General features: G+C 68.4%; 16 protein-coding genes. 5 read left to right on the top strand and 11 right to left on the bottom strand.

The genetic code is table 11. The features are described 5' to 3' along the window. Window positions 1-16: 16 nt before the first annotated feature. From rfaE2 (LDO86_RS02325) to LDO86_RS02280, 10 genes are all read right to left on the bottom strand, one after another. Window positions 17-1,549, bottom strand: a complete 1,533-nt coding sequence (gene rfaE2 / locus LDO86_RS02325) for a D-glycero-beta-D-manno-heptose 1-phosphate adenylyltransferase (RefSeq protein ID WP_223993611.1) — start codon at window positions 1,547-1,549, stop codon at window positions 17-19. Then, window positions 1,546-3,006, bottom strand: a complete 1,461-nt coding sequence (locus tag LDO86_RS02320) for an aldehyde dehydrogenase family protein (RefSeq protein WP_018772199.1) — start codon at window positions 3,004-3,006, stop codon at window positions 1,546-1,548. Before LDO86_RS02320 ends, rfaE2 (LDO86_RS02325) begins: the two co-directional genes overlap by 4 nt. 95 nt (window positions 3,007-3,101) lie before the next feature. Continuing rightward, the gene (locus tag LDO86_RS02315) at window positions 3,102-3,818 is read right to left on the bottom strand and encodes an SDR family oxidoreductase (protein WP_018772198.1); all 717 of its coding nucleotides are present in this window, start codon (window positions 3,816-3,818) and stop codon (window positions 3,102-3,104) included. Window positions 3,819-3,862: 44 nt separating this feature from the next. Continuing rightward, on the bottom strand, window positions 3,863-5,278 hold the full coding sequence (gene rfaE2 / locus LDO86_RS02310; protein WP_223993609.1) for a D-glycero-beta-D-manno-heptose 1-phosphate adenylyltransferase: 1,416 nt from the start codon (window positions 5,276-5,278) through the stop codon (window positions 3,863-3,865). Next, complete coding sequence (locus tag LDO86_RS02305) at window positions 5,275-5,985, bottom strand: SIS domain-containing protein (RefSeq protein ID WP_223993608.1); 711 nt, start codon at window positions 5,983-5,985, stop codon at window positions 5,275-5,277. Before LDO86_RS02305 ends, rfaE2 (LDO86_RS02310) begins: the two co-directional genes overlap by 4 nt. After that, a complete protein-coding gene (locus LDO86_RS02300) occupies window positions 5,982-7,247 on the bottom strand; it encodes a glycosyltransferase (RefSeq protein ID WP_223993606.1) in 1,266 nt (421 codons plus the stop codon). The genes LDO86_RS02305 and LDO86_RS02300 overlap by 4 nt, the downstream gene beginning before the upstream one ends. Continuing rightward, complete coding sequence (locus LDO86_RS02295) at window positions 7,244-8,278, bottom strand: glycosyltransferase (RefSeq protein WP_223993605.1); 1,035 nt, start codon at window positions 8,276-8,278, stop codon at window positions 7,244-7,246. The genes LDO86_RS02300 and LDO86_RS02295 overlap by 4 nt, the downstream gene beginning before the upstream one ends. Next, a complete protein-coding gene (locus LDO86_RS02290) occupies window positions 8,275-9,363 on the bottom strand; it encodes a glycosyltransferase family 9 protein (RefSeq protein ID WP_018772193.1) in 1,089 nt (362 codons plus the stop codon). The genes LDO86_RS02295 and LDO86_RS02290 overlap by 4 nt, the downstream gene beginning before the upstream one ends. Further along, window positions 9,363-9,899 (bottom strand): HAD family hydrolase, encoded by a 537-nt coding sequence (locus LDO86_RS02285; protein ID WP_223993602.1) that lies wholly within the window; start codon window positions 9,897-9,899, stop codon window positions 9,363-9,365. Before LDO86_RS02285 ends, LDO86_RS02290 begins: the two co-directional genes overlap by 1 nt. A gap of 229 nt (window positions 9,900-10,128) precedes the next feature. After that, entirely contained in the window at window positions 10,129-11,076 is a 948-nt protein-coding gene (locus tag LDO86_RS02280) for a sigma-70 family RNA polymerase sigma factor (protein WP_224084240.1), read from the bottom strand. Between the two features lie 151 nt (window positions 11,077-11,227). On the opposite strand from LDO86_RS02280, the gene LDO86_RS02275 reads away from it, so the two are divergent. Next, window positions 11,228-12,268, top strand: coding sequence for an NAD-dependent epimerase/dehydratase family protein (locus tag LDO86_RS02275; RefSeq protein ID WP_134165215.1), 1,041 nt, complete (start codon window positions 11,228-11,230; stop codon window positions 12,266-12,268). Between the two features lie 56 nt (window positions 12,269-12,324). Here LDO86_RS02275 and LDO86_RS02270 read toward each other — a convergent pair whose 3' ends face one another. Then, entirely contained in the window at window positions 12,325-13,041 is a 717-nt protein-coding gene (locus LDO86_RS02270; protein WP_224084239.1) for a hypothetical protein, read from the bottom strand. A 187-nt stretch (window positions 13,042-13,228) separates the two neighbouring features. On the opposite strand from LDO86_RS02270, the gene LDO86_RS02265 reads away from it, so the two are divergent. The 4 genes from LDO86_RS02265 to LDO86_RS02250 all read left to right on the top strand — a co-directional run bounded on the left by LDO86_RS02265 (window position 13,229) and on the right by LDO86_RS02250 (window position 16,642). Next, window positions 13,229-14,218 (top strand): hypothetical protein, encoded by a 990-nt coding sequence (locus LDO86_RS02265; RefSeq protein ID WP_224084238.1) that lies wholly within the window; start codon window positions 13,229-13,231, stop codon window positions 14,216-14,218. After that, window positions 14,218-14,649, top strand: coding sequence for a phage holin family protein (locus LDO86_RS02260; protein WP_224084237.1), 432 nt, complete (start codon window positions 14,218-14,220; stop codon window positions 14,647-14,649). The genes LDO86_RS02265 and LDO86_RS02260 overlap by 1 nt, the downstream gene beginning before the upstream one ends. After that, window positions 14,646-15,308 (top strand): DUF3618 domain-containing protein, encoded by a 663-nt coding sequence (locus LDO86_RS02255; RefSeq protein ID WP_224084236.1) that lies wholly within the window; start codon window positions 14,646-14,648, stop codon window positions 15,306-15,308. Before LDO86_RS02260 ends, LDO86_RS02255 begins: the two co-directional genes overlap by 4 nt. Before the next feature lie 104 nt (window positions 15,309-15,412). Next, window positions 15,413-16,642, top strand: a complete 1,230-nt coding sequence (locus LDO86_RS02250; protein WP_224084235.1) for a YihY/virulence factor BrkB family protein — start codon at window positions 15,413-15,415, stop codon at window positions 16,640-16,642. The last annotated feature ends 24 nt before the right edge of the window (window positions 16,643-16,666 follow it).

Here is a 16,666-nt window from a genome sequence, read left to right as displayed (position 1 = left end):
CAGTCATGCTTCAACCTTAGTTGCTAGGCACTGCGCCTTCACCGTCGCGGATCCGTTTCACCACGGCGGTGGTGGACCGTTCAGCCACGTAATCAAGGATGGCGATCCGGCCGCCGTACTCTTCCACCGCCGGGGTCTCCTCCAGCATTTCCGGCGTGTAGTCCCCGCCCTTGGCATAGACTTCGGGCCGGAGCCGGCGGATCAGCGGGGTGGCCGTGGGGGTATCGAACACTGTCACATAGTCCACGCAGCTCAGGGCCGCCACCACGGCTGCACGGTCCGCCATGGTGTTGATGGGCCTGCCGGGGCCCTTGAGCCGGCGCACCGAATCATCACTGTTCAGTGCCACCACCAGGATGTCGCCCAGCTGTTTCGCCTGGTTGAGGTACCTGGTGTGGCCGCTGTGCAGCACATCGAAGCAGCCGTTGGTCAGCACGATCCGCTGGCCCTGGGCGCGGTGTATTTCCATCTGCCGTTCCAGTTCGTCCGCACTCAGGGCGGTATCGGCGAAGGCCTCCAGGTACCGGCTGAGCTGGGCGGTGCTGCACACAGACGTGCCGGGCTGGTGGACCACCACGTCGGCGGCCGACTGGGCCAGGTCCAGGCTGGCGGTCAGCGGCAGCCCGGCGGCACGGGCAAGCGTCAGGGCCGCCACGAAGGTGTCCCCTGCCCCGGATGCCTGCTTCTCCGCGGCGGGCCGGGCCCACGTCCGGTGCCGCACGCCGTCGGGCATCAACAGCACGGTTCCGTCCCGGTCCAGGGTGACCACCACGGCCCGGGCGCCGGTTGCCTGAAGCAGGGCCGCGGACTCCGCGGACACCGCCTCCACCCGCGCCTGCCCTTCCGGCAGTTTCCGGTCCAGGAGCCGGGCGGTTTCCTGCGCGTTCGGGGTCACCAAGTGGGGCTGCAGGGCAGCCCAGGGGCGCGGATCATGGGCGTCGACCACCACAAGCGGACGGTTTTCGCCGGCGGTGTCAGGTCCCAGGACGCGCGCCAGTTCCGTGCGGACAGGGTCCGCCACCACGCCGGTCCCGTAGTCGCACACCAGCACGGCGTCCTGGCGTTCGACGGCGGCACGCACCGAGGCGGCGAGCGCGGCCAGGGCGTCGGCCGGGACAGCGCCGGCCGAGTCGTCGAGGCGCAGCATCACCTGGCCGCCGCTGCTGATCCGGATCTTGGTGGTGGTGACCATGTCCGGGTGGGTGTGCAGGTGCCGGACGTCGATGCCGGCGGCGGCAAGCTGCGCACGGAGGTCTTCGCCGGCGTCGTCCGAGCCGATGATTCCGGCTACCGAGACCTTTGCTCCCAGGGCGGCCAGGTTCATGGCGGTGTTGGCCGCGCCGCCCGGGACCGATTCGCGGGACTGGATGTCCACCACGGGGGCGGGCGCTTCCCGGCAGAGCCGTTCGATGCTGCCGCTCCACCAGCCGTCGAGCATCACGTCGCCGATGACCAGGATGGAGGGATGTTCCGCGGCGAGCCGGCCGGGGAGCCAGTCGGACAGTGCCCGCTGGGTGGACAGGTCGATGGATTCCGGGGACGCGTTCACGGCAGGTCCCGGTCGTCAGTGTTGATGATGGTATCCGGGCCGTCGCCGGAACCGGCCGCCGGCGGGGCCGCGATGTGCACCACCTTGACCTGGCTGAACTCGTCCAGGAGCTCTGGCCCGTAGCCGAACCCGGCCCCGCTCTCGCCGCGCGGCTGGGCTGCTCCGCCGGGGGCGCCGCCGAACACCTCGTTGACCTTCACCGTTCCCACGGGCAGCGCAGCCACCGCCTGCTGGATGTGCGCGATGTTGCTGCTTAGGACGGTGGCCGCCAATCCATACCTGCCGCTGCACGCCAGGCGCAGGCCGTCGTCGAACGTGTCCACCACCTGCACCGGAGCCACGGGGCCGAACGTTTCCTCCGCCATCACCTGCATGCTTTCGGTGCAGCCGAGCAGGACGGTGGCCGGGTAGAAGGAACCCGGGCCGGCCGGGAGGGCACCGCCCTCCACCGCGCGGGCGCCCTGGGCCAGGGCCTCGGCGACGTGGGCGTGGACGGCGTCGCGCATCCGCAGGTCCACCAGCGGCGCCACGCTGCCGCTGCTGTTCCGGAGCGCTGCCTCGGCCTCCAGGGCTTTGCAGAACTCGGCGGCAATGTCCCTATGGACGTAGATCCGTTCCACGGAGGTGCAGATCTGGCCGCTGTTGCTGAAGGCTCCGATGGCTGCCTGCTGGGCAGCCCACCCGGGATCCACGTCGCGGTCCACCAGCAGGGGGTCGTTGCCACCGTTTTCCCTGATGACGTGGGCGCCGGTAAGGGCTCCGGCCTGGGCAATGCGGGCGCCTGAGGCGCTGGATCCCACGTGGGCTATGACGTCCACGGCGGCCTGCGACAGCGCCGCTCCCACCCCTGCGCCACCGGAGAGGGTCTGGAATACCCCGGCAGGGAAGGCCGGCGCCAGCACTTCGCCCAGCGCCTCCCCAAGCCGCGGGCACCGCTCGCTGGGTTTGTGGATGACCGTGTTGCCCGTGGCCAGCGCGGCGCCGATCAGCCCGCAGGCAACGGCAACCGGATCGTTCCAGGGGGTCAGCAGGACGGCCACGCCGCGCGGTTCGGCCAGCGTGTAGTCGGAGGCGAGCCGGTTGCCGCGGAGGCTGTGGCCACGGTGGACCGGGCCAAGTTCCGCGTACTGCTCCAGGGTGGAAACCCCGGCGGCGATGCCGGCCAGGGCCTCATCCTCCGGCCGGCCGGTTTCGCTGGCGTTCAGCCCCGCGAGCTCCCGCGCAGCTGCATCAAGGGCTTTGGCGGCTGCCCGCAGCGCGGCGCCCCGTTCGGCCGGTGCGGTTGCGGCCCACGCTGCTGCACCGCTGCGGGCCACACCCACGGCGTGGTTGATGGCCTCGGGCGCCGCTTCGGGCACCGTCCAAAGCACTTCACCGGTTCGCGGGTCCTGGATGGTGATGCCGGAGCCCTGGACTGTCTCATGGCCTGCGGATGTTTCGGTGGCTGTGGTGGGCATGGTGTTCCTCCCGCCTTTCCGTGCTGGATGTGTCGGTGCTGGATATGTCGCTTGTGCAAACTGCGGATGGCAGCGTAGTTGTGGCCGGCGGCGGCTTAGGGCCAGGAGCCCTCTTCCTCGTGGCAGATCAGCATCTCGCGCACCTCGCAGCCGGTGGGCTGGTTGAGTGCGAACAGGATGGCCTGCGCGGTGTTGGCGGGGTCGTTGAGCCGGGAGTCGTCCTGCGGCTTGTACTGCTCGGTGCGGTCGTCGAAGAACCGGGTCTTCATGCCGCCGGGGATCATGGTGGTGACGCCGATTTCGCCGCCGGTTTCCGCGGCCAGTGCGTGGCTGAACCCCACCACGCCGAACTTCGAGGCGCAGTACGCGGTGGCATCAGCCACGGCGCGCTTGCCCAGGGTGGATGCCACGGTCACTACGCGGCCGTGGGTTTCCTTTAGGTAGGGCAGGGCGGCGCGGACCACGGAAACGGTGCCCATCAGGTTGACGCCGATGACCTTTTCCCACTCGTTGGCTTCGACGTCGGCGAGCTTGCCGCAGCGGTCGATTCCGGCGGCGGTGACCACGGCGTCCAGGCCGCCCAGGGTTTCGGCGGCTTCCAGGACAGCCTTCTCCACGGCAGCGCGGTCAGCGACGTCCACTTCGAACGCCTTCACCCCGGAGACGCTGCTGATGTCGCGGTCCAGGACCACCGGGGTGCCACCTGAGCGGAGGACGGCGTCGACGACGGCGGCCCCCAGTCCGGAGGCACCTCCAGTGACCAGGACGCGGCCGGGGTTGGTGGGTGCGGTTGCAGTTGGTTCTGCTGTCATGGTGTTCCTTTCAATGGGGAAAACAAGTCGATGGGCAGGGAGGTTCAGCTGACCTTGGCGAGTGCGTCCGCCAGGCCGGTGGTGGAGCGGGCCGGGTGGAAGGGGACGGTGAGGCAGCGGCCGCCCCAGCTTTCCACCAGGTCCGTCTCGGGCAGGCGGGCGCCCTTGTAGTCGCCGCCCTTGACCCAGATGTCCGGACGCAGACGGTCCAGGACGGCTTCCGGTGTGTCCTCGTCGAAGACCATCACGGCGTCCACGCATTCCATCGCCAGGAGCAGCTCGGCCCGGTCATGCTGGCCGATGATGGGACGCTCCGGCCCCTTGAGCCGGCGCACCGAATCGTCGGAGTTGAGGCACACGATCAGGCAGTCCCCCAGCTCCCGGGCTGCGGTGAGTGTTCGGACGTGGCCGGCGTGGATCAGGTCGAAGCAGCCGCCGGTGGCAACCACTTTTCCGCCGTTTTCACGGACCGAACGGGCCAGGAGCAGTGGTTCGGTGGTACGCCGGCCGGGCGCCTGCGCCGGCCCGCGATGTCCGGGGGCGGCATCTTCCCCACCGGCATCGGGCAGGGCCGACACTCCTCCGGCGGCCAGGAAATCGGCGGCATCGTGGACCGCCAGGGCCGCCGCATCCGGCAGGTCGCGGCCGGCCAGGAGGTGCACCGCCAGGCTGGCTGCCAGCCGGTCGCCTGCCCCGCAGGGATCGCCGGCCTCCACCCTCGGCGCGGGAACGGAACGGGCGGCGGTACCGCCCCGCTGCAGCAGCACGGCCCCTTCCTCGCCTTTGGTCACCAGCACCGCCTGGCTGCGCCAGCGTTCCAGCAGGACCCCTGCCACGGCTGCGGCTGGGTCTGCGGAATCCGCCTGGGCGGAGCCCTTCCCCGGACCGGACTGCACCGCCTTGGTGGCCTCGGAGATATTCGGGGTCACCACGGTTACGCCTGGCACCGGATCGGGCCCCGAGGGATGCGGGTCCCAGATGACCGGCACCCTGTCCGCGAGCCGGGCCAGCACGTCGCGCAGCTGCGGGTTGGCTGCCAGTCCCCTGCCGTAGTCCGCCACGATCACCACGCCGGCTTTTTCCACGGCGCGGAGCATGGCGGGGCTGACCTCCGGGACCGGCGTCTTTTCACAGCCCTGGTCGAAGCGGACCACCGGATGGGAACCCGCCCGGACCCGGGTCTTGACGGGCGAGGGATAGCTGCTGCTGCCCGCGACGAGCCGCACGCCGGCCAGCTGCGCACGCAACTGGCTGCCGGCGTCGTCGTTGCCAAGGACCGTCACCAGCGTGACGGGCCAGCCGTCCTGGGCCAGCATGCGCGCCACCAGGCCTGCGCCGCCGGCGCGGCGGCGGACAGCCGAAACGTCCACCACGGGAACAGGGGCGTCCGGGCTGAGCCGGGTGGCCTCACCGGAAAGGTCGACGTCCAGCATCACGTCTCCCACGACGACGATCCTCATGGCCGGCCATCTCTGGGGAACCCTGGGACCACTGACGGGGTGTGCCGGGCAACCTCAAGGTCGAAGGCCCGGCACACGGCATGCAGGGCGATCAGGTGCCCTTCCTGGGCGTTGGCGTTCAGGGCGTCGATCATGACGGCCTGGTCGCAGACGTCGGCCAGCGGGTTGGGGCCGGAGCCGGTGAGCGCCCAGGTGGTCACGTTGAGCCGGGAGGCCGCTTCCGCGGCGCGCAGCAGGTTGGGGCTCTTGCCGCTGGTGGACAGCAGCATCAGCACGTCACCGGAGCGGCCATGCGCGCGGACCTGCCGGGAAAAGACTTCGTCGTACCCGTAGTCGTTGGCGATGGCGGTGACCGCCGATGACTCCGCGTGCAGGGAAATGGCGGAGAACGGGACCCGCTCGCTGTCGAACCGGCCCACCAGTTCGGCGGTGAGGTGTTGCGCCTCCGCGGCTGAGCCGCCGTTGCCCGCGGCCAGGAGCCGCTGGCCGCGCAGCAGGCGCTGTGCCAGCTCCACGCCCCAGGCAGCCAGCCGGCCCGACTGGCTGCGGAGCGAATCAAGCGCCGGAATGACGTTGTCCAGGTGGGTGCGGACGGCCTCGGCGCTGGCGGCATCCACGAACGTGGCGCCCGGGAGCACAGCGGGCAGGGCCGGTACTGCGGTCAGGGTACGGAGGTCTGCTTCACGCAGGGACGATTCAGCAGTCACAGGGCGGCTCCTTCCATCGGTACGATCCCGGCCGAAACGCTGGCCGGGGCACCGGCCATGGCCAGCTGGTATGCCTTTTCGGTTTCCGCTGCCACCCGGTCCCAGGAGTAACGGGTGCGCGCGCGCCGCTCCCCGGCCTGGCCGAGCTTCGTCCTGAGGGCGGGGTTTTCCAGCAGCAGTGACAGTGCCGAGGCAATGGCTTCAGGGTCCCGCGGCGGGACGTGCAGGCCGGTGGTGTGGTCAACCACCGTGTCCCGGAGGCCGCCAACCGCTGCTGCCACCACCGGAATGCCGCATGCCATGGCTTCCAGCGGCACGATGCCAAACGGTTCATACCAGGGTGCGCACACCACGGCATCGGCACTGCGGAAGATGCCGGGCATCTCCGCGCGGGACACCTGCCCCTGCAGGGTCACGTGTTCAGACACGCCCAGCCCGGCGGCGAGGTCCAGCAGGCGCCGGATTTCGGGGTCGGCGTGCATCACGTTCGCGTCGCCGCCCCCGCCCACGATCAGGAGTTCGACGTCGTCGAATCCCGCCGCCTTGAGGTACGGGAGCGCACGGATCACCAGGTCCACACCCTTGCGTGGCACCAGCCGCCCCACAGACAGGATCCGGTAGCGGCGCTTCCTGGCTGCCACCGGCCCCTCTGCAGAGAAGAAGCCCAGGTCCACGCCGCAGGGTGCAATGGAGATCTTGCCGGTGGCGATACCCATGGCCTTGAGCTCGAAAACTTCGTCTGAGCAGGTGGCGATGATCCGGTCGGCAGCTCGTCCCACGCCGGGTTCCAGCCAGCGGCGTGCCTCCGGGCTGGTGTCCTCCGCGCCCTGGTGCCTCCGCTTGACGGTGCCCAGCGCATGGAACGTTTGCAGCATGGGCACGCGGTATCCGGCATCGGGCCGCCTGGCCGCCTCCAGGGCTGCCAGGCCGGACATCCAGAAGTGGCCGTGCACCACATCCGGCGGCCGATGCCCCCAGTCCCTGGCCACGCCGTCCGCGAGGTCGCCCATGTAGGGCAGCAGCTGGTCCTTGGGCACGTGGCGGGCGGGCCCGGCGTCCACGTGGACCACTTCGAACCGGCGCCCCACCCGGACCCGTGCGGGAAGCTCCGTTGCGTCCCTGCGGGTGTAGACGGTGACGTGGTGGCCGCGCTTGGCAAGGGCCTCGGACAGCGCGGCAACGTGTACGTTCTGCCCGCCTGCATCCACCCCGCCCAGTGCCGCCAGCGGACTGGCGTGTTCAGAAATCATGGCGATCTTCATGGTGTCTTCCTCTCCCGCGCCGGAACGAGGATCCGCTCGTCCGGCCGCTCGTTAACGGGGTGCCGCGGATGGTTCCGCAGATCCGCCAGGAGCTCATCCCAGCGGTCCTGGAACTTGCCCAGGCCGTAACGCTCGAGTGCCGCCTCCCGGGCGGCAACTCCCCGCCGTCGGGCTTCATCCGGATTGGCCACCAGCCGCGCCGCGCAACGGAGCAGCTCGTCGACGTCGGCCGAGACCACACCGGCTTCCTGCGGCACGGCACGTGGGGCCTCGGTGGTGGCAAGCACCACCACCGGCATGCCCAGGTGCATGGCTTCCAGGAGGGACAGCCCCAGCGAGGTCCAGCGCATGGGATGGACGTAGACCCGGCAGCGGGCAAGTTCCCGGTGCAGGTCCCGGGTCTTCAGGTCGCCCCGGGACGTCACGCGTGAAGCCTCGATTCCGGTGGCTGCCGCCAGGCCCTCTGTCTTCATGCCGAACACCTGCAGCGGCGCCACCGACGCGAAGGCCGGCAGCAGGTCGGTTCCTGTGACCCGGCCGCGGCGGACCGGTTCGTTGACCACTACCCCCAGTTCCGGCAGTTCACCGGTATAGAGCTGGCCAGGGTCCGGGATTCCGTGCTCGATCACCGTGGTGGGAGCGGAGCCGTTGTCCCAGGCCAGGCGGTTGAAGTGGGTGACGTGGACCACCGGGATGCTGGTTTGGTCCGCAAGCGGGTGGCTGGTGTTCGGGAAGTTGCCTTTGGGCGTGTTGTGCTCCACGAACACGGCCGGAAGGTCGACGCCGGGCATCCGGCCCAGGGTTCGGACCACCTCATCGATCTCTTCCGGGCGTTGGAGGACGACGGCGTCCACGGCGTCAGGGTGGAGCGTCGCCAGGTCCACCTCCCGCACTGATTCCGGCCAGTCCCTGCCGGCGCGGCCCAGGCCCCATGCGCCGCCTCCGGGCAGGACGGGAAGCAGGTACTCGTGGCGGCCGCGGACAAAGGCGTCCGTCCAGGAACCGTGGACATGCCAGAGCAGGATTCTCATCTGTTGCGGGCCTTTCTACGGGTGCTGACATGGGTGCTGAAGGAGCTCACTCCGCTGATCAGGCGTTCCACCGCTGCCACCACTTCCTCCGGCGATACGGAGTCGAGGCAGGGGTGGCCCGGGACGGGGCAAAGCCGGGCGCGGGACATACGGCAGGGTGCGTTCTGGTCCCCGAGGAGTTCCAGGGGCACGCCATAGGGCGCCCACCGGATGGCCGGGACCACAGGGGAAAACAGGCACGCCACGGGTGTGCCCACCGAAGCTGCCAGGTGGGCCGGTCCGGTGTTCCCGCTGACCACCGCATCGGCTCCGGCCATGACGGCGGCCATGGTGGGCAGGTCGGTGCGCCCGCCGAGGTCCACCGCAGAGGGGCCGGCCACCGTGGCGGTCAGCGACTCCTCGCCGGGTCCGCCGGTCACCACCACCCGGTACCCGGCACCCTGGAGGAGTTCGACGGCGGCGGCATGGTGCAGCGGGGGCCACGCCCTGGCGGGAACAGCGGCTCCGGGGTGGACCACAACGTACGGTTCGTCACCCACCAGGCCCGTCACGTCCGGACCGGACTTCACGCGCAGCTTCCCGTCGTCGCCCGCGGGAAGTCGGAAACCTGCGGCCTCGGCAATGCCCAGTGCCCGCTCCGCCTCGGGCTGGTCTTCGGGGAAGTCCTCCCCCGGCTTGAGGCGGACATCCAGCAGGGAGCCGGCGTAGTCAGTGGAGGCGCCGGTGATGCGTTCCACTCCTGCCAGCCGCAGCAACAGGGCCAGCGGCAGCGGCGACTGGTGGAAGGACGTGAGGATGACTGCTTCGGTGATCCGGGAATTGCGGACATACTCGATCAGCCGGTCGGCGTGCGGCCCGGTCATCCCGGGCGCCGGGTTCATGATCCAGGGACTGTCCCAGCTGTACACCTCAGCGGCGCCAGGGAGCATCGCGGCCGCAGCTTCACCCTGCCTGCCGCACAGCATCACCACGTGGTTGGTGCTGCCGCCGTACTGGGCACGGCCGTTGGCTACCGCCCGCACGGCCGGACCTGCCAGCAGGACATCGCCCATGCTGTCCAGCCGGGCCACCAGGACGCGCCCCATCAGGGCGTCCCCTGCAGCAGGCCGACGGCGGACGCCAGGTCGGAAGCAACCAGCCGCGCCGCAGCCACCTCCTCGGCACGGGTCACGGGGGTGGGAACCAGGACTCCGGTGGCGCCGGCCGCTTCGGCAGCACCGACGTCGGCGCCAATGTCCCCAATCAGGGCGGCCTCCGAGGCATGGATGCCAAGTCTGCGGCAGGCGCTGTGGACCATCCCCGGAGCGGGTTTCCGGCATGTACAGCCGTCCTGCTCCGCGTGGGGGCAGACTTCCCACACGTCAAAAGGTCCCAGCAGTTCTTCCACCCGGGCGTTGACTCTTGCCACGTCCCCGGCCGAGATCAGGCCGCGGGCAATGCCCGACTGGTTACTGATCACGCCGGTGGCGATACCCTCCGCCCGCAGGCTGTCCAGCACGGCCTTGGCGCCGGGCATTGGCCGTACTTTGCCGGGGTCCCCGTTGTAGGGCACATCGATCACCAAGGTTCCGTCCCGGTCGAACAGGACAGCGCGGAGCTTGGATCTTTCAGAGCTTCCCATGACCAAACAGTTCCCTCCTGCTGATGCTCCTAAACAGGGCCACGGCCTCTTTCAGCCGCAGGAGCGTGTTTCCTTTCGGCGGCTGAACAGGCAAGATAGGATGCCTGTTGCTGCAGGCACTCCCTCCGGGGCGCTTCGCAGCCCCTCCCGGCAGCCGGCGATGATGTGCTTCCGCGGCCGCCACCCGCCGTCGTCCGTTGACTGCGCGGGTCCGGTCGAAGGCCGGGCTTTACCTGGTCTCCGCACCGCCGAAGCGGCGGCCGGCACCTGCGCCGGTGTGCCCGTTCCGGGCACGGCGGAAAGGCGCGGGGTGGTTGGCTGTCCGGCCTGCCGGCACAACCCGGGATGAGGTCCCGTTGCCGGCGGCATCCTCCGGCGCGCCGAACTGGGCGCCGTCCTCCAGGCGCCGCTGCAGTTCCACCAGCACCTTGGCCAAACGGCGGGACACCTGCATCTGGGACATCCCCAACCGCTTCCCCAGCTGCACCTGCGTCTCCTCACAGAAGTAGCGCCGGTACAAAAGCTCCCGGTCCGAGTCATCCAGGTCCTGCATGGCGTCCCGCAGGCAGGCGAGTTCCTCAAGCCGTTCCAGGGGCGTCTCGGGGCTTGCCAGGACGTCGCCGATGGACGGGGCATCCGAGTTGGGGTTCGCGGCGTCAAGGGAGTCCGGGTGCATGCTGCTGGATGCCGAGATGGCCTCCTGCACCTCAGCCGGGTCGCTTCCCAATTCGCTGGCCAGTTCGGCGACGCTGGGATTCCGGCCCAGGGATTGGGTCAGTTCCGGCTCTGCACGGAACAGCCGCGTCCTCAGGTCCTGGATGTGGCGTGGCGGGCGCACAACCCAGGTCCGGTCGCGGAGATACCTCTTGAGTTCGCCCGTGATGGTGGGCGCGGCGTAGGCCGGAAAGCTCTCGCCCTTGGCCTGGTCAAAGCCGCGGGCCGCTTTGACCAGGCCAAGGTAGGCCACCTGGTTCAGGTCTGCCCGCTCCCGGCCGCGGGCCTCAAAACGGGCGGCCAAAGCCTCGGCGAGGTCCAGGTACCGGAGGACCAGTTCGTTTTCAAACGTTTCCCGCAGCCGTCCTGAGGTTGCGGGAGGAGTGGGTTGTTGTGCCGGTTCGGGCTGTTGGCAGCGGACAGGGGCAGCGTCCACGGCAAATGCGGCAAAGGATTCGGGCATGAGTGTTGGTTTCCCTCGGTCTGGTTCCGAAAGCCTGCGGCAAGACTTAGAAGCAGCAAATCATAAGGTTGCTTATAAAACAATGCTCCTCCGCTGTAGGCTCGTCCTGAAGGGCCCGCAACCAGTCCAAGCGTGCAAAGGAGTCGTTGGCATGCGCATTGCCATCACCGGGGCCAGCGGAAACGCGGGAACAGCACTGCTGCGCAACCTGCAGGGCCACGTCGCCCGAAAGCCCGGGAGCCTGCAGTTGGTTGGCATCAGCCGGAGGGTGCCTGACACGTCCCGGGACCCCTACGGCGGCGTGCAGTGGCACAGCCTGGACGTGGGCCTGGAACAGGACAGGCCGCTGCTCGAGAAGGCGCTCGAAGGGGTTGATTCCGTCGTCCACCTGGCGTGGCAGATCCAGCCGAACCGCGATTTGCCCCTCCTGCACCGCACCAATGTCACAGGCACCAGGAATGTCCTGGACGCTGCCGGAAAGATGGGCGTCAAACAGGTTGTCTGCGCCTCGTCCGTCGGCGCCTACAGCAAGGCGGACAAAGACCGGCGCAGGGACGAGTCCTGGCCCGCCACCGGGATGGCCGGATCGCATTACAGCCGCCACAAAGCCGAGCAGGAAAAGCTCCTTGACCAGTTCGCCGCCGCTGAACCGGAGATTTCGGTCGCCAGGCTGCGGCCGGCCCTCATCTTCCAGGGAAACGCAGGGAGTGAAATTGGCAGGTACTTCCTGGGAAGGGTTCTTTCGCAGCTCGTACCCCGCAAACCCTGGGTTCCATTGCTGCCGGTCCCGGACAACCTGGTCTTCCAGGCCGTGCACGCGGACGACGTGGCAGAGGCCTACTGGCGGGTGGTGGACCAGCGGGCCAGCGGAGCCTTCAACATCGCCGCCGAGCCGGTTTTGACCCCGCAGGAACTGGGCCGCATCCTGGGCGCCAAGAGGATCCTCCCCATCCCCATGCGGCTGCTTCACGCCGTGGTGGACTTGACGTGGCGGGCACGTATCCAGCCCACGGATTCCGGATGGGTGGAGATGGCGGCGGGCGCGCCCATCATGGACACCAGCCGCGCACAACGGATCCTGGGGTGGGAACCACGGGTGTCATCAATAGACGCCGTCAAGGAAGTCCTCGCGGGCATGGGAACGGGGGAAGGCGTTGGCCCTTCCCCCGTCCTCAAGCCGCGGCGGCCCTAGCGCTTAAGACCCCGGGCTCAACCACTGCGGCCGCCGCCTGCGGCCGCTTGCGGGCTTTAGATACGCGGGTTTTCCCTGCCGCGTGCATCACGTCCCGTGGGGGTGTTTGGATTTTCCGAACTAGTTGGATTTTCCGAAGTGCCCGTATTTCCCGGGGTGCCAGTCTCATCGCGATGACGCCTCCGCTCGGATTCGGCGCCAGTCATGCCCGCCGGCATATCCGACCCGTTTCCGCCGTCAATCGTGCCGCGGCTGCCGCGGCCGTCATGTGGCAGGTCGGCATGGCGGCCCTCCACGTATCCCGCGTCCCCGCCCGTAGCCCGGCCGGCACCAGCGTCGGAAGGTCCACGCCCGTCATGGCCGGCATTCCCGTATTCCGCCTGGCGGCCGTCTGGGCCCGCCGCCTGGTCCCGCCGGCCATCCCGGCCGACGTCGGGATCGAGCTCGTCCGCCTTCCGGGTGTGGCTGGCTGCGTCGCCACGCAGGGCCTGCGCCTCATGGGCCCGCTGCTCGGCTTCCTGCCGAAGGCGCGCCGCGTCGACCTGTGCCTGTTCGGCGTCGGCGCGTGCCCGGGTGGCCTTGGCTTCCCTCTCGCGGGCGTCGATTTCCATGTTCTCGGCTTCACGCCGGATCTCTGCCGCCTTTTCCCGGTGCTCCTGGTCCCGCTTCTGCTGGAGGGCCTTCCGGCGCTTTCCGCCGGCCAAAAGGAGCACCACGATCAGTGCAATGACAACGATGGCAACTATCACCCAAACCCATGGAGCTGTATCCATGTTTCCCACCACTTTCCACTTCGTTGTGACCGGGCAGGCCCTCGCCATTCCGGCTGACATTTTTGGAACGGTTATAACTCGCTTAGCAAGGGTACTTACTTTTTATTAGTAACCATGCTTATCATTTTACGGCCAGTATTGCTGGTTCTTGATCAACAACCGGCCTTCTTGGAAAGAGAGAGCGAAGATGACAGAGAACCAATGGCCCGAGGACCCCGCTTACACGACTCCTCCGGGCAGTACAGGAATCCCCGGTGAACGGCAGGCCACCACCTTCCCGTCAACCGCCAGCCCATACGCGGGCGAAGCCGGAACCGGCTACCCCACCACCGGTGACACCTCTGCGTCCTCGCGCAAAGACGCTGCCAAGGAAGAAGCAGCCGATGTGGCCCGGACCGCTGCCGGATCCGCCCAGAATGTAGCGGAGACCGCCAAGGGCGAGGCCGCGAATGTTGCCCACGAGGCCAAGCTCAATGCCCAGGACCTGCTCCACCAGGCCAAGTCGGGCCTGACCACCCAGGCCGGCACGCAGCAGCAGAAGGCCGCCGAGGGCATCCGCAACATTTCCAGCCAGCTGCACAGCATGGCCAGCGCCCCGGACCAGCAGGGCATGGCCAGCGACCTTGTCCGGCAGGCAGCCGAGCGGACGTCTTCCATCGCGTCCTGGCTGGAGAACCGGGAACCCGGTGACCTCCTGAACGAGGTCCAGCGGTTCGCCCGCAACAATCCCGGCACGTTCCTGCTCCTCGCCGCCGGCGCCGGTGTCCTTGCCGGACGCCTCACCCGCGGCCTCACCGCAGGCGCGCCAGACACTTCATCCACTTCTGCCGGCACCAGGACATCCGGCCTGTCCGGCCAGTACTCCGGCACCCCCTACGGTGGCCAGTACAACCAGACAAGCCCCGTTGCCGGCGGGACCGTTCCTCCGCCTCCGGTCCAGCTCCCCGGCCCGGCCACCACTACGGCCGGTTACGACGGCGGTGCACCGGGCAGCAGCTATCCGGAGGCAGCGGGGCCGGCCAGCGGCCTGGACAGCCCGCAGCTGGTGGAAGAACCGTGGTCCGGAAACCAGCTCTCGGACGATCCGCTGCGTGACCGCGCACTCGCCGACGATCCCATGGCAAACGACCCCCTCACGCAGGACCGCAGCCGGGGCGGCCAGACGGGTGGCCTGTAATGAGTAGCCAGATTCCGGAAATGCCGCCGAGTGCGGCGCATGTGAAAGCGGACAACGCGTCCCTGGGCGAGCTGCTGGGCGACGTAACCCGGGACCTGTCCACCCTGATGCGCCAGGAAGTGGAACTGGCCAAAGCCGAACTCAAACAATCCACCTCCCGCGCAGGGAAAGGCGCCGGCATGCTCGCCGGCGCCGGCATCGGCGGACACTTCGTCCTGCTCTTCCTCTCCCTGGCCCTGATGTGGGCCCTGGGCGCCATCATGCCCCTGGGCTGGTCCGCACTGATCGTCGCCGTCATCTGGGCCATCATCGCCGCCGTCCTGGCCTCCACCGGCCGCAAGGAACTCAAGCAGATCAAAGGCCTGCCCCAAACCGGGGAAACCCTCTCAGAAATTCCCCCAACCCTAAAACCAGGTGAGGTAAACCGATGAGCGAAAACCCTGACGTCATCCGCGCAGACATAGAAGCCACCCGGGCACGCCTGGGCACCAACGTGGACGCCGTGGCAGACAAGGTCACCCCGTCCAACATCGTCCACCGCCAAACCGACAAGGTCAAAGACGCCGTCACCGGCGTCAAGGAGAAAATCATGGGCGCCGCAGACAACGCCACCACCAAGGTCCACGACACCACCGCCACCGGCGCCGGGCACACCACCAACGCCATGCACACCGCCGGCGACAGCCTCCACCAGGCAGGCGACACCGTCTCGGCAAAACTCAGCGACGCCGGCCACGCCGTCTCCGCCGCCCCGGACCAGGTCAAAGCCAAAACCGCCGGCAACCCGCTCGCCGCCGGCCTGATCGCCTTCGGCGCCGGACTCCTGGTCTCCTCGCTGATCCCGGCAAGCCAGAAGGAACGCGAAGCCGCGGACCAGCTCAAAACCGCAGCCCAGCCCCTGGCAACCCAGGTCACCGACGCCGCCAAAACCATGGCCCAGGACCTCAAGGAACCAGCCCAGGAAGCCATGGAAAACGTCAAGGCCACCGCCACCGACGCCGCCCAAAACGTCAAACTCGAAGGCCAACAAGCCGCCACCGACGTCAAAGACCGCGCCACCGACGCCAAAGACCACGTCCAAAACACCTGATCAGTCCAGCACCGCACCGTAAGGCAATAGTTTCGTTCGGCAGGCCGGCACCGCCACTCCGCGGGCCGGCCTGTTCGTTTCGCCCCTGATTGAGAGGACACCCCATGGCCACTCACGACGATTCCGAGACCAGTACCGCCAAGGCGGGCCAGGCTCCGGATCCAAACGACGCAAGGAAACCCACCAGCCCAAGGGACCTGGACAAACCGTCCTGGAAATACATCACCAGGAAGACCCTCCGGGAGTTCAGCAAGGACCAGTGCCCCGACCTGGCAGCAGCCCTGACCTACTACGCGGTCCTGTCGCTGTTCCCCGCCCTGCTGGCACTGGTCTCACTTCTTGGCCTCTTTGGCGATCCCCAGAAGACCACTAATGCCTTGCTGGAAATCGTGCGCGGCTTCGCTCCTGCCGAGACCGTCAATACGATCAGCGGTCCCGTCTCGGAACTGACGAGTGCCCCGGCGGCCGGGCTCACCCTGGTGATCGGCCTTGCCACCGCCCTGTGGTCGGCATCCGGCTATGTTGGGGCCTTTGGGCGGGCGATGAACCGGGTTTACGAGGTGGATGAAGGGCGCGCCTTCGTGAAGCTCCGCGGCACCATGCTGGCCGTCACCCTCCTGGCCGTGGTCATCGTGGCACTGTTGGCCGGCATGCTGGTCCTCAGCGGGCCGGTCTCCGAGGCCGTGGGCGGGCTCATCGGCCTCAGCGGCCCGTTCCTCATGGTCTGGAACATCGCCAAGTGGCCCGTCATGATCGTCCTGATCATCGCCATCATTGCTGTCCTCTACTACGCCACGCCCAACGTCAAGCAGCCCAAGTTCCGCTGGATGAGCATGGGCTCCGGAATCGCGCTGGTCGTGTTCCTGATCGCCTCCCTGGGCTTCGGCTTCTACGTGGGTAACTTCGGCAACTACAACAAGACCTACGGCGCCTTGGGCAGCGTGATCATCATGCTGCTCTGGCTCTGGATCCTGAACATGTCCCTGCTCTTCGGTGCTGAGTTCGACGCCGAAGTCGAGCGGGGGCGCCAGCTCCAGGCCGGCATCAAGGCGGAGGAGACCATCCAGTTGCCCCCGCGGGATACCAAAAAGAGCGAAAAGATGCAGCAGCAGATCGAGGAAGACATCAAGCACGGCCGCGAACTCCGGGAGAAGTACTCCTCGGAGAACGGCGGTAACGGCTCCGCCGACAGCCAGGACGGGCAGCCTGCCGGCAATGGCCAGGACGGCGGCCACCACGGTGAGCGGCACCGCGACAGGGTCCGCGAGAAGGTACAGCACCGCGCTGGCAACGGGGAGTCCGACGACGGCGGCCGGCCAAGCGGGAAGGCGTAGCGGGCGCGCTCCGGCTACCGGAAG

Origin of the sequence: Arthrobacter sp. StoSoilB19, assembly GCF_019977275.1 — a bacterium.
In the GTDB taxonomy this organism is placed as follows: Bacteria; Actinomycetota; Actinomycetes; order Actinomycetales; family Micrococcaceae; genus Arthrobacter.
Note: the sequence above shows the minus strand (reverse complement) of the source record. Positions and strands in the feature narration are given on the sequence as shown.

Coding starts and splice junctions, on each gene's coding strand:
- rfaE2 (WP_223993609.1), bottom strand. CDS start 5,278: ATGAGGATCGTCGTCGTGGGAGACGTGATGCTGGACGTCGACCTTTCC.
- LDO86_RS02320 (WP_018772199.1), bottom strand. CDS start 3,006: ATGCCCACCACAGCCACCGAAACATCCGCAGGCCATGAGACAGTCCAG.
- LDO86_RS02275 (WP_134165215.1), top strand. CDS start 11,228: ATGCGCATTGCCATCACCGGGGCCAGCGGAAACGCGGGAACAGCACTG.
- LDO86_RS02285 (WP_223993602.1), bottom strand. CDS start 9,899: ATGGGAAGCTCTGAAAGATCCAAGCTCCGCGCTGTCCTGTTCGACCGG.
- LDO86_RS02255 (WP_224084236.1), top strand. CDS start 14,646: ATGAGCGAAAACCCTGACGTCATCCGCGCAGACATAGAAGCCACCCGG.
- LDO86_RS02300 (WP_223993606.1), bottom strand. CDS start 7,247: ATGAAGATCGCCATGATTTCTGAACACGCCAGTCCGCTGGCGGCACTG.
- LDO86_RS02280 (WP_224084240.1), bottom strand. CDS start 11,076: ATGCCCGAATCCTTTGCCGCATTTGCCGTGGACGCTGCCCCTGTCCGC.
- LDO86_RS02270 (WP_224084239.1), bottom strand. CDS start 13,041: ATGGATACAGCTCCATGGGTTTGGGTGATAGTTGCCATCGTTGTCATT.
- LDO86_RS02250 (WP_224084235.1), top strand. CDS start 15,413: ATGGCCACTCACGACGATTCCGAGACCAGTACCGCCAAGGCGGGCCAG.
- LDO86_RS02290 (WP_018772193.1), bottom strand. CDS start 9,363: ATGGGGCGCGTCCTGGTGGCCCGGCTGGACAGCATGGGCGATGTCCTG.
- LDO86_RS02260 (WP_224084237.1), top strand. CDS start 14,218: ATGAGTAGCCAGATTCCGGAAATGCCGCCGAGTGCGGCGCATGTGAAA.
- LDO86_RS02295 (WP_223993605.1), bottom strand. CDS start 8,278: ATGAGAATCCTGCTCTGGCATGTCCACGGTTCCTGGACGGACGCCTTT.
- LDO86_RS02265 (WP_224084238.1), top strand. CDS start 13,229: ATGACAGAGAACCAATGGCCCGAGGACCCCGCTTACACGACTCCTCCG.
- LDO86_RS02315 (WP_018772198.1), bottom strand. CDS start 3,818: ATGACAGCAGAACCAACTGCAACCGCACCCACCAACCCCGGCCGCGTC.